This is a genomic window from Enterococcus sp. LJL120 (assembly GCF_054871765.1).
In genome coordinates, this window is the sequence record NZ_JBTXLV010000001.1 from 570,985 (window position 1) to 586,073 (window position 15,089).

General features: G+C 39.5%; 12 protein-coding genes. 8 read left to right on the forward strand and 4 right to left on the reverse strand.

Going from position 1 to position 15,089, the window contains the following annotated elements; translation table 11 throughout:
- Nucleotides 1-106 precede the first annotated feature (106 nt).
- Complete coding sequence (locus ACYSNU_RS02865) at nt 107-2,296, reverse strand: LTA synthase family protein (protein ID WP_461735695.1); 2,190 nt, start codon at nt 2,294-2,296, stop codon at nt 107-109.
- 184 nt (nt 2,297-2,480) lie between these two features.
- Here ACYSNU_RS02865 and ACYSNU_RS02870 point away from each other — a divergent pair, with 184 nt between their 5' ends.
- Entirely contained in the window at nt 2,481-3,647 is a 1,167-nt protein-coding gene (locus tag ACYSNU_RS02870; RefSeq protein ID WP_461735696.1) for a class I SAM-dependent rRNA methyltransferase, read from the forward strand.
- A 326-nt stretch (nt 3,648-3,973) separates the two neighbouring features.
- Here ACYSNU_RS02870 and ACYSNU_RS02875 read toward each other — a convergent pair whose 3' ends face one another.
- Complete coding sequence (locus ACYSNU_RS02875) at nt 3,974-4,867, reverse strand: LysR family transcriptional regulator (protein ID WP_461735697.1); 894 nt, start codon at nt 4,865-4,867, stop codon at nt 3,974-3,976.
- Nucleotides 4,868-5,188: 321 nt separating this feature from the next.
- Between ACYSNU_RS02875 and ACYSNU_RS02880 the strand changes: the two genes are divergently transcribed.
- From ACYSNU_RS02880 to ACYSNU_RS02905, 6 genes are all read left to right on the forward strand, one after another.
- Nucleotides 5,189-7,237 (forward strand): oxidoreductase, encoded by a 2,049-nt coding sequence (locus ACYSNU_RS02880; RefSeq protein WP_461735698.1) that lies wholly within the window; start codon nt 5,189-5,191, stop codon nt 7,235-7,237.
- A gap of 138 nt (nt 7,238-7,375) precedes the next feature.
- Nucleotides 7,376-8,128, forward strand: coding sequence for a type I 3-dehydroquinate dehydratase (aroD, locus tag ACYSNU_RS02885; protein WP_461735699.1), 753 nt, complete (start codon nt 7,376-7,378; stop codon nt 8,126-8,128).
- A 208-nt stretch (nt 8,129-8,336) separates the two neighbouring features.
- Entirely contained in the window at nt 8,337-8,942 is a 606-nt protein-coding gene (locus ACYSNU_RS02890) for a putative ABC transporter permease (protein ID WP_461735700.1), read from the forward strand.
- A 110-nt stretch (nt 8,943-9,052) separates the two neighbouring features.
- The gene (locus ACYSNU_RS02895) at nt 9,053-9,823 is read left to right on the forward strand and encodes a type I 3-dehydroquinate dehydratase (RefSeq protein ID WP_461735701.1); all 771 of its coding nucleotides are present in this window, start codon (nt 9,053-9,055) and stop codon (nt 9,821-9,823) included.
- A gap of 28 nt (nt 9,824-9,851) precedes the next feature.
- Nucleotides 9,852-10,343, forward strand: coding sequence for a Cys-tRNA(Pro) deacylase (gene ybaK, locus ACYSNU_RS02900; protein WP_461735702.1), 492 nt, complete (start codon nt 9,852-9,854; stop codon nt 10,341-10,343).
- Between the two features lie 102 nt (nt 10,344-10,445).
- Nucleotides 10,446-10,805: a hypothetical protein gene (locus ACYSNU_RS02905; RefSeq protein ID WP_461735703.1), complete on the forward strand. Its 360-nt coding sequence runs from the start codon at nt 10,446-10,448 to the stop codon at nt 10,803-10,805.
- Nucleotides 10,806-10,858: 53 nt separating this feature from the next.
- On the opposite strand, the gene ACYSNU_RS02910 is transcribed toward ACYSNU_RS02905, so the two are convergent.
- Entirely contained in the window at nt 10,859-12,124 is a 1,266-nt protein-coding gene (locus ACYSNU_RS02910) for a BaiN/RdsA family NAD(P)/FAD-dependent oxidoreductase (RefSeq protein ID WP_461735704.1), read from the reverse strand.
- A gap of 258 nt (nt 12,125-12,382) precedes the next feature.
- Between ACYSNU_RS02910 and ACYSNU_RS02915 the strand changes: the two genes are divergently transcribed.
- The gene (locus tag ACYSNU_RS02915; protein WP_461735705.1) at nt 12,383-13,729 is read left to right on the forward strand and encodes a glucose-6-phosphate isomerase; all 1,347 of its coding nucleotides are present in this window, start codon (nt 12,383-12,385) and stop codon (nt 13,727-13,729) included.
- Between the two features lie 453 nt (nt 13,730-14,182).
- On the opposite strand, the gene ACYSNU_RS02920 is transcribed toward ACYSNU_RS02915, so the two are convergent.
- Nucleotides 14,183-14,794 (reverse strand): TetR/AcrR family transcriptional regulator, encoded by a 612-nt coding sequence (locus ACYSNU_RS02920; protein WP_461735706.1) that lies wholly within the window; start codon nt 14,792-14,794, stop codon nt 14,183-14,185.
- Nucleotides 14,795-15,089 lie beyond the last annotated feature (295 nt).

The window sequence follows — 15,089 nt, forward strand, 5'->3', positions numbered from 1 at the left end:
CGGTCCAGTAGGTCCTCGTCGCAAATCATCAATATCTAGTGAAAACACTAGATATTGTTCGTAAAGTTCGGCTCTGTTCTAACTAATGTCACAGCCTCTTTAAAATTTATTCTGTTACTGGCTCTTCGGCTTCATCAACCTGCGAGCTGTCAGTTGTCTCTTCAGCAACTTCAACTGGGTGATAATCTTGATAGGTTTTTGAGTCGTATAACTCACTGGTCGATTGCCCGCCGTTCACAGAGAGCAGGCTAGTCGAGTCATCGCCTAATTCAGCGGTGATATCTTGCATTTGCTGAACTTGTCTCAAATAACTATAGTCATCAGTATCAATTGGCGTCAAACCGCTGTCTGAGTAAAAACGCAATAGGTCCCCATTATTAATTTGATCAGAGATACTCAGCTGCAAATTAACTTTGTTTTGCAAAATTTCCAGCTGGTCTTGAATTGCTGTTTGGGCACTGGTGACAATTCGGCCGTTTTCATTATAATAAGTCAGCCCGTTATAAGACGTGTATTCTGGTGTGATAAAGCTGCCATTTCTAAAGGCGACTAATTCTTCCCGCTCAGGCGAAAATAAATCTTGCCCCAGCATTAAGTAATTGCTGGTATCAATCCCCAATAAATGCATCAAGGTCGGCAAGGCGTCGACTTGACCGCTATAGGTGTGATTCACATAGCCGCCAGTTTCACCTGGAATATGAATCATATAAGGAACCCGCTGCATTTGTGCATTGTCAAAATTATTCCAAGAGGAAGATGTCTCGCCGACTAATTCAGCTAAATCTTGATTTCGTGAATTGGAGATACCGTAGTGGTCCCCGTATAAAATAATAATCGAGTTGTCATAGAGTCCGCTGGCTTTCAAATAGTTGAAAAATTCCTCAACAGCTGTGTCTAAGTAATTGGCAGTTGCAAAATAGCCGTTAATCGTTTCATCGTCGGTTGTCGCTCGTGGGAAGCCACTTTCTTCTGAACTAATATCAGAATAAGGATAGTGGTTGCTGACGGCTAAAAACTTCGTATAAAAAGGTTGTTGCAATTGTTCCAAATATTGAGCAGATTGTTCAAAAAATGGTTTGTCGTGCAAGCCATACTGGAAGCTATTGTCATCAGTTACGTCATAATAATTTTCATCGAAGAAATAATCATAGCCAAAACTCTTATAGGTTTCATTACGGTTCCAAAAGTTGCCGGAGTTACCGTGGAAAACGGCACTGGTGTAACCAGCTGTCTGGTTTAAAATATCTGGAGCAGCTTGGAACGTATTGGTGCTGCCAGACTGGGTAAATAAGGAACCTTGGCTTAAACCGAATAAAGAATTTTCCATTAAAGTTTCCGCATCACTTGTTTTACCGGCGTTGACTTGATGGAAGAAATTATCAAAGCTGTAAGTGCTCTGGTCAGTATACAAGCTATTTAGAAACGGTGTAACCTCGTGGGCAACGCCTTCTTCATCAACTAGACTGTAGTCAATCAAAAACTGCTGAAAGCTTTCTAAATGGACGTAGATAACATTGCGACCTTCAGCGATACCGAACATACTCTCATCGGGTGCGGCATAGTGTTCATCGACATAATTTTCAACAGCCAGTAAATCATTTTCAGAGGCCTCCGCCTTGATTTGGTTGGTTTGATACGTTTGGACGCCATCATAGACGGTAAAAGCATTAATTCCTAAAAACTTAACGAGGTATTCTCTTGAAAAAGTTCTCGTCAATAAGCCCGGACGTTCCGACTCAGCCAAGTTTAAGTTGCCGGTAAAAACTAAAACAGCAATTGCACTGAAGGCTAAAGAATAACGAGCTTTGACTGGTTTTTCCTGCATTTTTATTTTTTTCGTCGCAAGCGCCAAAATAAATAATGGAATGTCTAAAATGTAAATTATGTCATAGGGTCTAAACAAGCGCAGGGCACTTTCGCCTAATCCACTGGCAACTTTACCGGCGCCGAGCATCGTGTTAATCGTAATAAAATCGGTGAATTCCCGATAATAAACGGCGTTAGAAAAGAGCAGCAGCACCAAAAGGCTATAGATGGTCATCATGGTGATGTAAGAAAGTTTCTTACTGCGAATATAAAGGGCTAGCCCTAGTATTAATAGTGAAGAAGCAATGGGATTGATAAACAAGATGACATATTGCATCAAGTTTTCAACGCCTAAATTAAACTCCACAAAATAAGCGAAAATTGTCTTGGCCCACAGCAGAATTAGCAATGTGAAGAACAGGCCTAAACGTGTATTTAAGAATGTTGGTAACCTAAGTTTGCCAAAGATATTCTTGATTTTTTGTGTCATGAGAATCCCCTTTGTAAAATAACTGTAAATTGTCAAATTTGCATATTAATCTTATTCTACTAGCCTTAAAAATCGCTGTCAAATAAATTTGAAAAATTCAAGAAGGAGTTAAGCTTTTTTTACGAAAGACAGGCGAAAATTATTCTGCTATACTGAAAAGCGACAAAGAATGAGGAGTTTTGAAATGAAGATCAAAGTGACACAACAGGCGGCTAAAAAAATTCGCCGCGGCTATCCTTTACTGCGTAATGAAGACTTGGCGACAGCAGCAGCTGAGATTACAGAATGGGTCAGCTTTGTTGACGATAAGAACAATTTTTTAGGCCAAGGCTATTTAGGACAGCAAAATAAAGGCGCCGGCTGGATTTTTAGTCGTCAGCCGGAACCATTGGATCAGCAATTTTTCAAAAAGATTTTTTCAAAGGCCAAGGAACTGCGTCACAGTTTTTTTACAAACCCTGAGACGACTGCTTTTCGCCTTTTTAATGGCGAAGGCGATGGCTTAGGCGGTCTGACAGTTGACTGGTATAACGGCTACGGTGTTTTTTCTTGGTACAATCAAAGTATCTATCAGCATAGCCAAGAGCTGATTGCAGCCTTTCAAGCTGTTTATCCAGAAATGCTCGGGGCTAGCGAGAAAATTCGTTTCCAAAGTGAGCTACCAGAAAGCCGTTGGTTATTTGGTGAAGAGCCTGTGGAACCTTTGCTGATTAAAGAAAATGGCATTCAATTTGCGACTTATCTAAATGAGGGCTTAATGACGGGAATCTTTTTGGATCAACGGGAAGTCCGCAATCAATTAGTAGAGGGCTTTGCAAGTGGTCAAACGGTCTTGAACATGTTCAGCTATACTGGCGCCTTTTCAGTCGCGGCTGCTATGGGCGGTGCTTTAGAAACCACCAGCGTTGATTTAGCTAAACGTAGTCGGGAAAAAACCGCTGAACAATTTATGGTAAATCAAATACCACCAGAATCACAAAAAATTATCGTGATGGACACCTTCGAATTTTTTAAATATGCCTTGAAAAAAAATCTGACCTATGATGTGATTATTTTGGACCCGCCAAGTTTTGCCCGCAATAAGAAAAAAACTTTCTCGGTTGCCAAAAACTACGGCGACTTAATCAGTCAGTCTTTAGCAATTTTAAATCCTGGTGGAAGAATCATTGCCTCTACAAATGCAGCCAATGTCAGCTCCGCTAAGTTTCAAGGGATGATTGAGGCCGCCTTTACACAGGCGCAGCGAAACTTTCAGTTAAAAAATAAATTTAGTCTGCCCTTTGATTTCCATGTGGCAACCGAGTTTCCGGAAGGTGACTATTTAAAGGTATTGTTTTATCAGGTAGATTAATTGCCGTGTTTTGGAAAAATGAGCCTGTGACATTAGTTAGAACAGAGCCGAACTTTACGAACGGTATCTAGTGAAAACCACTAAATATTGTTAATTTGCGACGAGGACCTACTGGACCGCAGGAGCAAATAAAATATAGTTCGGGATTTCATCTATTAAAAAGACTAATGTCACAGGCTCGCGCTTAAACTTTTTTTCCACCGGATAGAAAAGTAATTTATCAATAAAATTATTTATAAATAGAAAAACGAACTAACTTGCAGGCTTGCCTAGTAATTTTTACTAAGCGAATCTTACAAGTTAGTTCGTTTTGATTTTCTGATGACTTAAATCGTGTGCAACTGATTTTGTTGAAGACAAAAATCGTAAAATCGCTGGGCGACTGGCGATAGCGGCGTCCCTTTTCTAGTGGCTAAATAGATTAAGCGGGGTTCCCGTTGATCAAGTATCTCGATTTTTTTAACAGGATAAGCGCTAATCGAAGGAATATCCGGCATTAAGCCAATGCCGAAATCATAGCCGATAAAGCCTAGCATACTGTGATCTTCTTCAACTTCACAGACAATTTCTGGTTGCAAATGCTGTAAGGCCATCAGTTCATCAATGTATGGCCGCAGACCACTTTCCTGATTGAAATAAATATAAGGGAAGTCACTAGTTTCCTTCAGATAAACCTGTTCTTTATCCGCCAGAGGATGATCTTGATTGACAACTAGGACAATTTTCTGTTCGGCAATGGCTTGATAGTGAATATCATCAGTCTGATTAATTTTAGAAGCAAGAGCAATATCAATATCAGCCGCCCGCAGTTTTTTGATAATCGTTTGCGAGTTTCCCTGACTAAAATGAAAATTGATTTTTTCATTGCCGGGAATCGATAAAAATTTACGGGTCAAAGAGGGACTCAATTCAGCGCCCATTGTGTAAATATAACCAAAATCAATTTGGCCGGTATCAGGACTGATTAAGTTTTGCAGTTCCTGCTGGCCTTTATTAATCTCATTCAAAGCGGTGGCAACATAGCTATAATAAAATCGGCCATATTTGGTCAAGCGGATATTACGGCCGACTTTTTCAAAAAGGGCTGCCCCTAATTCCTTTTCCAGCTCTGACATCGCATGACTTAAATTAGGTTGCGATGTATTTAATAAGGTTGCCGCTTTAGTCATATGCTCTGTATCGGCTAAGGTGACAAAATACTCCAATTGCCGTAAATTCATGTAAAGCGCCTCCAATAGTTGTTTTAAATAATTGAAAAATTTTCAAGCAGAATCATACTTCCCGAAAGTTCGGGAATCCACTTCTTAAAAATAACACATGTTGAGTTAAAAGTCTTTCATTTGTCTTTTAATTTGCTACTATTTTTTGAAAACTTTCTTTAAGGGGCTTTCGCCAAGCGAATGATAAAAAAAAATCATGGATTTTATCAAAATAAAGCATTAGTATTTATGATTGATCTCCCTTAAAATAATTGTTGTAGTAGTTATGTGAAAAACATAACTTGTCAATTGGAAATGACCATGCAGTTAGGAGAATTTTCTATGGAAAAATATCAAGCAATTTTTGAACCGCTAACGATTCGCCGCACCACTTTTAAAAATCGCGTTATTATGCCGCCGATGGGCACAAATTTTGCCAATAATGATGGCAGCTTTAACCAAGAACACTTGGCCTATTATGAACAGCGGGCTAAAGGGGGTACCGGCCTCATTACTTTGGAGAATGTCTGCTTTGATTATCCGATGGGAACTAATGGCACCACGCAATTGCGGATGGATAATGATCAGTATTTGCCAGGCCTTTACAAATTTAACGAAGCGATGCACGCCTATGGAGCGTTGACTTCTGTCCAGATTAATCACGCTGGGGCTTCGGCTTATGCTTTGCGTCTTGAAGGCAAACAGGCTGTTTCAGCTTCAAACATTCCGAGTAAAACTGGTAATCCGGCACCACGTCCATTAACCAAAGAAGAAATTTACGAGATTGTTGATAAATATGCTGAAGCTGCTAATCGGGCTCAAAGAGCTGGCTTTGATTGTGTAGAAATTCACGCAGGCCATTCTTATCTTTTATGCCAATTCTTGTCGCCTTTGTATAATGATCGAACAGACGAATTTGGTGGCAGTCCTGAAAACCGGGCCCGCTTTACAACTTTAGTGGTGGAAGCAGTGCGGAAGGCTGTCGGACCCTTTATGCCAATTTCGGTGCGTTTCAGTGCAGACGAATTAATTGCAGGTGGTAATTCATTAGAGGATTCATTAGATATTTTAAAATACTTTGCGGAAGAAGTGGATATTTTAAATGTTTCTGCTGCCTTAAATGATAACCTGCAATATCAAATTGACCGGATGAATTTGAAAGACGGCTGGCGCTCTTATATGGCTAAAGCAGTCAAAGAGCGCTACCCGGATAAAGTCATCGTGACCTCCGGTAATATCAGGAGTCCTAAACGGGCAGCCGAAATTTTAGAAAACGGCGATGCTGATTTGTTGGCAATGGGCCGCGGCTTAATTGCAGAACCAAACTGGGTCAATAAAGTGGCAGATGGCCAAGAAAACTTATTGCGTAAGTGTATCTCCTGTAATATCGGTTGTGCGGATCATCGTATTGGCAAATCAAAACCAATTCGCTGTACGGTTAACCCAGATTTATATTACGAAGATCAATATAAAGAAAAAATAATTGAAAACCCATTGAAAATGGTGGTTGTCGGCGGTGGTACGGCCGGCTTGGAAGCAGCCGCGACAGCAGCAGAAGTCGGTGTGGAAGTCGAATTATTTGAACAAAAGAGTTATCTAGGTGGCCTCGGCCATGAAATTTCCCGTTTCCCAGATAAAAAACGGATTGACGACTTTATTGTCTATTTAGAAAATCGTTGTGCTCTATTGCCAAATTTGACGATTCACTTGAATCACACGTTTGATGAAGCAGATCTTGATAATCAGCAGGCAGACCTAATTGTCAACGCAACTGGGGCTAAACCTTTATTGCCACCAATTAAAGGACTGCATGAAGTTTTAGCACAACCAAACCGGAAAGTTTTTTCCATCTTTGATATTTTAAATAATATGGAAGACTTCCAAGATTTTACTGATCAAGAAGTTGTCGTGATTGGCGGCGGAGCAGTTGGCTTAGACGTAGTGGAGTACTACGCTGAACGTGGTGCTAAAAAAGTCACAATTGTTGAAATGCAAAATCAACTAGGAAAAGACTTGGACTTGATTACCAAACTTAGCATGATGGAAATTGTGAAGGATTACGGCGTTATCGCCCATACCGAAACAAAACTATTAGAAGTCTGCGGAAATCATTTTGTCGTAGAGCTACCTTCAGGTGAATTGGAAAATCTTTATTTTGATTTAGGTTTTGTTTGCTTAGGAATGCGGGCAGATGCACCATTAATGCCTGAACTTGAAGATTATGCTCAAGCAAACAATGCCAAGTTAGTTAATATTGGCGACAGTAAAGTTGCTCGGCGTATCATGGAGGGAACCAGAGAAGCCCGTGATATTTTAAAAGCAGTTTATGAAAAAGATCGCCAAATCAGCCAGCAAAATCTTTACCAAAATAGTCTATTGACAAAAATTTAAAGAAAAAAACAGTTAGGAAGCTCAGAAATGGGCTTTCTTTTTTATTTTCACGCTTTTTTCTAATTAATTCAATGGTATTAAAACTTATTAAAATAATATTCTTTGTTATAATCAAAGAGAAGAAAGGGGGGATTCCTGATGAAAGTCGTTGAAATCCACGGTCTCTTAATTGGTGTTGGTCAGCCCAAAATCATTGTTCCCCTGCTTGCAGGAAATGCTGCTGAAGTTCTTGGCGATGTCAAAGAATTAGAGGATTCTGAATGCGACATGATTGAATGGCGTCTTGATTATTTTACCGACCCTTTAGATGCTAATCAAATTAACCAGCTTGCTAGAGAAATAAAAAAAGTGACAGCCAAACCATTGATAATGGCTTTAAGAAGTCAACGAGAAGGTGGCGTCAAAAATTTTTCCGGACAAGAGTACCTTGATTTCTATTTAGAATTACTAGAGCAGCCAGCCTTTGAATTAATTGATGTCGAAATTTTTATGCCGGAGGTTCCAGTAGAACGGATTGTCGCTAAAGCCCATCAACAACACGTTTGTGTCATCATGTCCAACCATGATTTTCGGCGGACTTCCTCTAAAAAGACGCTGATTGCCATGCTGACCTCAATGGCAGAAAAACGAGCGGATATCTGTAAGATTGCTGTCATGCCCCGCAGCAGCCAAGATGTATTGACTTTACTAGCCGCTACCAATGAGGCCAAGAAACTCATTGACTGTCCACTGATTACGATTGCTTTAGGCAAATTAGGCTTTGTCAGCCGCTTTACCGGCGAAATTTTTGGCTCAGCCGCCACCTATGCTGCTGGCAAAAAAATTTCTGATCCAGGTCAAATTGCGGCTGAGAATCTCAAAGAATTGTTAACCAGCGTTTCTTTAAAGTAAAATCTTTTTCAAAAAGTCCCACTACCTCAAACTATTGACTCGAAAAATTCCCTCCGTCACTTTCTGTAACAAACCAGCCAGTAAAAATTTAGTGCTAGCGAGTAATTGCTCATAATAATATTTTAATTTGCCACACAAAAAATCCAGTCCAACACCTTTCAAGTCTTTTTGACAACCAGTATAATGGTAGAAAAAAGGGTTTGATAAAATGAAAAAGCGAAGTTTGTATGACATACTCTTCATCTTTTTGGTTTGCGGGGTGCTGGGCTGGATTTTTGAAACTTTGGTGGTCTATTTCACCCAGGGAATCATGACCGACCGCGGCTATCTCTTTGTGATGGGCCGCCTGCCAGAATACTTACCTTTTTTGAAGGGTGTACCGTTGTTAAAGGATTTGCATTTAGTTTGGGGCCTCCCTTTAATTGAAATGTATGGCATCGGGGCGGTGTTGATTTCTTTATTTTTTGACCGCTATAAAAAACAGCCGGTAAAATTATTTTTTACCAGTATGTTTGGCATGACCTTATTTGAATTGCTATCCAGCTATTTATCCAGCTGGTTGCTTCATAAAACCTACTGGGATTATTCCAAGGACTTTCTGAATTTTCAGGGGCGCATTTGCCTGCGTTCCTCGCTTGCCTGGGGAGTGCTTTCTTTGGCGATGATTTACTTTATCGATCCGTTTTTGGATTTTATTTACGGCGATTTCAAAAAAGAACGCAATTACAAACGGATTATCGTCGTTTTAACCGTCTATGCAATTATTTGTGCTTTGACGAAATATTGGTGGGATCCGACGATTATTAAAAACTAGCAGCAGAAAAAATCGGCAGGCAACTGTAAAATATGACCATTTATCCCTCTCGTGCTATACTATTCCTAAGAATATTTTGACAATTTAAAGTGGAAATAGGAGCAGTTGGCATGAAAAGTGTGGTAGTGCGTGATTTAATTTTAACCGATCAAGAGCCGAAAATTTGTGTGGCTATTAAAGGAGACACCCAAGAAGAAATCCTCCGTCAAGCAACTAAGGCCGTAGCTGAGGGGGCTGAATTGCTGGAGTGGCGAGGAGACTATTTTAAAGAATATCAAGAGATGGCTAGTGTTTTGGCGGTTTTACAGGAGCTGCGCCAAATTGCAGGAAACCTGCCAGTCATCTTTAGTTTTTTGACGCCGGACGACGATGGCAAAAATGCAGTCAGCCCAGGTATCTTACGGGAAATTTATTTAACTGCAGCAGAAAGTGACTTAGTCGATATATTAGAATTGCAGCTGATTGTTGCTGAATTAATCGGCCCCTCTTTCATGAATTTGCTGCGGGAAACCAAAGTCAAGCTGATTTTGAGTCATTACTATTTAGATGATACACCAGATGATGCGTTGATTTTATTTCAGTTGAATTTGATGGAGCATTTAAAGGCTGACATTGGAAAAATTGTCGCCCATGGCAATAGCCGCTACGATGTGATGAAGATGATGTCAGTGGGATTTCAGGTGGAGCCCTTTGTGGCAATTCCGATTATTTTATTTTCTAGCGGAAATTTAGGTCGGCTCTCGCAGATTGCTGGCGGTATCAATGGCAGTTGTATTGCCTACAGTAGTGTGGCCTACTATCCTGATAGTGATGAGTATACACTAGAAGAATTGCAGATGGCGTTAGAATTATTGAAGGCCCAGGAGTACAAACGCCGCTAATTAAAAATGAAGAAGGTTGCTACGTGTTATGGCTAAGAAAAAAATTCAAAAGACCAATGCAATTCGCTTAGTTGAACAACAAAAAATTCCCTATACTGAACATGAGTATGCGTGGTCTGAAAATGATTTGGGCGCTGATGAAGTGGTGGATCAGGTGAAAGCTCCACCTGAACAAATTTTTAAAACTTTGGTTGCGGTGGGGAATAAAACAGGACCGATTGTCGCTGTAATTCCCAGCAATCAAGAATTGGATTTGAAGAAAATCGCCAAGGCTTCCGGCAATAAAAAAGTTGAGATGCTACACCTGCGAGATTTAGAAGCGACGACTGGTTATATCCGTGGTGGCTGTTCACCGGTGGGTATGAAAAAATTATTGCCCAACTATTTTGACGCCTCGGCAGAAAATTTTGCAACGATTATCGTTTCCGCTGGTCGCCGCGGTCTGCAGATGGAAGTAGCACCCAAAGAGTTAAAAAATTTGGTCAAAGGCTTTTTTGTGGATTTGATTAGTGAAGCATGATAAATCAGCCAATATTGCCTAAATGATTCCTCAGATGGTATAATAAGTTATCGAAAGTATAATCAATTATTGTCCGTTGGAGGTATTTAGGAGGGCTGAAAAATGAATGAGAGAGAGCGTCAAAATAAAGCTGTTGAAAAAGCTTCTGTTCGTAATAGTGAGTACAATCGCATGAGTATCAACGCGACGCGGCTGGCTAATCCAGGGATGCCGGCAACCAATCTTTTACCAGGTGAGGTACCAGTAGCTGGAAGTTCCGTGATGTTGATTTTAAATGTTGTGGCTGTTGTATTGGCAGTTGTCTTGTTTGGTCTGATTACCTTAGGGGCTCGCTTCATCCTGCCAGAAGATATTTACGGCGGTGTTTTATTTTTAGCCATTAGCCTAATTATCAGCGCTGCAATCGCTTATTTCAGTCGTTTCCCCCTCTGGCGCATCTGGCGGAAAATTCGCAGAAGATAAAGTAAATTTAAAAGTCCTTAATGGAGCGCAAGCTCCATTAAGGATTTTTTAGTTTAATTTAAATACGTATAGCTGGCAATTTCAGCAGCATTTTTTCCAGCGACATGACCGGTGACAAAGGCGGCGGTAATATTATAGCCCCCAGTATAGCCATTGACATCTAACAGTTCGCCTGTCATAAATAGCCCCTGCAACAATTTGCTCTCCATTGTTTTAGGTTGCACTTCTTTTAGATTAATCCCGCCACCTGTGACAAAAGACTTTTCAAGAGGGAAGGTTCTGACAATTTTGATTGGAAAGCTCTTTAAAAGGGTAACAAAGGCTTCGACTTGTTCGGTTGTCAATTGGTCAGCAATCACATCAGCTAACGCTAGTCTTTCTAAATAAAAAGCGAGTAAGCGCTCAGGGATTAAACCGTGGAGAGCATTTTTTGCAGTTTTTTTAGATTGCAGAGAAGATTGGACTTGCTGTGTTAGTTCAACTGAGCTGACGGCTGGAAAACAATCCAGCTCGACTAAAGCACTGTCCGCATTTTTTAATTCTTGATTGACAAAACCAGAGCAACGGAGAGCAGCTGGTCCCGATAAACCAAAGTGGGTGAAGAGTAAATCCATGGTATGACTAGTGACTGCCCGCTGTTTTTGATTGAGGACAGACAATTTAACATCCTGTAAAGAGAGCCCCTGCAGGGTTTTATCTTTGATGAAACTTTCTTCTGAAACTAAAGGAGACTCAGTTGGATAAAGGGTTGTAATGGTGTGACCAACTTTTTTTGCTAATTGATAGCCGTCACCTGTCGCACCAGTTGAAGGATAGGTGCGTCCGCCAGTTGAAAGAATAACACAAGGGGCGGTGAATTCCCCTTTATCCGTTTTAACGCCATAGACTTGGCCATCTTTATGAATTAATTTTTCTACTTTTGTTTGAAAGTAGACCGTAACTCCCAAATCCTGAATGGTCTTCATCAAAGCCTCTACCACGGTTTTAGAGGAGTTAGTGACTGGAAACATCCGACCGTGATCCTCTTCTTTTAATGAAACGCCATGGGATTCAAAAAAGGCCATCACATCGAAATTGTTCCACTGGGAAAAGGCACTAAATAAAAATTTGCCATTTCCGGGAATATGGGCAATTAAGTCCTCTGTCGGCCGGTTATTGGTGACATTGCAGCGGCCACCACCAGTCATCAATAATTTTTTTCCTACCCGCCGATTTTTCTCAATGAGTAAGACCCGAGCACCATTTTCTGCTGCGCTGATGGCCGCCATCATCCCGCTGGTGCCAGCGCCGACGACAATAACTTCATATTGTTGTTCCAATTTTTTCCTCCTAAGAAGTAATTTATCTTTTCTATTTATGATAGTGAATTCAAAATAAGTCTTGCTTTCTATGCTAAAGTGTTTGCTAGTGCTGTGTCTTTTGAAAATTTCTGCTATGAGTGTAACATAATTTTCTTAAGTTTAATAAAATTTGGCTGAAATTTCAAAAAAAGCAGAAGATAGCGGGTATTTACTTGAAATAAATCGAAAAAAAACGTAAAGTAGATAGTGTATAAAATAGCTTTTAGGAGGATTATCATGGCTCACATTAAATTTGATTATTCAAAAGTTGCACCCTTTGTCAACGAGCACGAGCTTGGCTATATGCAAAGCTTAGTTACAGCAGCTGACAAGGATTTGCGCCAAGGAACAGGTGCCGGTAGCGACTATATCGGTTGGGTAGACCTACCAGCAAATTACGATAAGGCTGAATTCGCCCGCATCAAAAAAGCAGCGGAAAAAATTCAATCTGATTCTGAAGTATTGGTTGTCATCGGAATCGGGGGCTCTTATTTAGGTGCCCGCGCAGCAATTGATTTTCTGCAACATACTTTTTATAATTTGTTACCAAATGAAACCCGCAAAACACCACAAATTTTCTTTGCAGGGAACTCCATCAGCTCAACCTATTTAGCTGATTTAATTGAAGTCATCGGTGAACGTGATTTCTCAGTAAACGTTATTTCAAAATCAGGAACCACGACTGAACCAGCAATTGCTTTCAGAGTGTTCAAAGAATTATTAATTAAAAAATATGGCAAAGAAGAAGCCAACAAACGGATTTATGCAACAACTGACAAAGCCAAAGGTGCTGTGAAGGTTGAAGCAGATGCTGAAGGCTGGGAATCATTTGTTATTCCTGATGATGTCGGCGGCCGCTTCTCTGTCTTAACGGCGGTCGGTTTATTACCAATTGCTGCCAGCGGTGCTGACATTGATGCCCTAATGCAAGGGGCAGCTGACGCCCGTGAAGCATATTCAAGTGATAAATTAGCAGAAAACGAAGCCTATCAATATGCGGCTATGCGCAATATCTTATACCGCAAAGGCAAAGTTACCGAATTATTAATCAATTACGAACCAGGCATGCAATATTTTTCAGAATGGTGGAAACAATTATTCGGCGAGTCTGAAGGGAAAGACCAAAAAGGCATTTACCCTTCAAGCGCGAACTTCTCAACTGACCTGCATTCCTTAGGTCAATACATTCAAGAAGGCCGCCGCAACATTTTTGAAACAGTGGTCAAAGTTGAAAATGCCCGCAAAAACGTCAAAATTCCATTACAAGATGCTGACTTAGACGGCTTAGGCTATCTGCAAGGCAAAGAAGTTGATTTCGTTAACACTAAAGCCTTCGAAGGAACCTTGTTGGCCCACACAGATGGTGATGTGCCAAACCTATTAGTAAAAATTCCCGAAATGGATGCTTATACTTTAGGCTACCTAATGTACTTCTTTGAAATTGCAGTTGGCGTATCTGGCTACTTAAACGGTGTCAATCCATTTGACCAACCAGGTGTAGAAGCCTACAAGAAAAACATGTTTGCTTTACTAGGCAAACCTGGCTTTGAAGACTTAGCTAAAGAGTTGAACGAACGCTTGTAATCCGACGTTTGAAAACTACTGCCTTGCATCAATGAGATTGAAAAAGCACTCAAGTTGGTGCTTTTTCTTTTTGCCTAAAACTAAATATGGTAGCTAAAATAGGTGATTTTATATACAGATTAGCAACAATATTTAGATTCATTGTCAGCTTGAAAAAGTAACTAGTAAACACCAAACCAATAATGCAAACTTGAATTTGTTTTTATAAAAAATGCTGTTTAAAGGTTTTAAACCTCCTAGCCTATTTATTAGAGGATATAACAAACTTCAAACTCTCTAGCCCAGCTTAGAACAAAATCACATTTAAATAACGATAATCCTGATTATATAAAAAAGCTTAGAAAACTAATTTCTAAGCTTTTTTTGTGGGGAATATTTTTTAATATTCATTACTCTGTCACAATAATTATTAACTGTACAGAGCGGGAGCAAATAATAATTAGAAGGGAAATGTCACGCCTGTTGCGCCATTGCTGATACTTGTAATTCTCTTAATGGTGGGGCCAACATGTTTAAAAGAATTTCTGCGATTGTTTGCGGTGATTCTTGAAAGCCGCCATGAAACCACTGTTCAATAACAGCATTTACTCCTGTTGTAATAAAGGTAGCATAACAGTTTAAAGTGCTTTCATCTATCTCGTTGGAGAAAATATCAGGCAACGCCCGAGTAAATTGGTTGTAATAAGTCAAGTGCAGCAGGTCCATAAAATCCACTAAACCTTTATTGGCTAGTAACGCCCGAATATACTTTTCGTGATTACAAAAAAAATTGAGAACCTCTAAGGTGTTTGGCAAAAGCAGTTGCTTTAACTCCTCACTGTCTGTCATATCAATTTTTTTTAACAGCGCTACATGTTTTTGTTGCAGATAATCAAATTCCCCTAATAATTTTTCAATCAATGTATCAAGAATGTCTTCTTTGTTTTCGAAATTTTTATAAAATGTCACGCGACTGATTTTAACTTTTTTTGTGAGTTCTGTGATTGAAATCGATTTAAAGTTTTTTTTCAACAGCAGGTCGACAAAGCAATCTGTAATGAGTTCTGAGATTGATTTTTTTTTCACAAGAAATCCCCCTTTATAAAACAACAGAAATTTATATAATCAATTGGAATAATACAGTTTTCTAATACTGTTTTCAATTTTTTTTGAAAAACATAGGTTATTTTAATAATTGTTGTAATGTTTTTTCTTAGAAAAAAGCAGAAAAATAAAATAGATGTTTTTATTGAAAAAAATCAAAAAAAACAATATTAATGACTTTAGAATAGAGTGGAATACTGATTTATCAGTTTTTTTAATCATTTTGAATTTAAAAAAAATCAAAAATTTTTCTTGTAAAGATGAAATAAACCTCTAG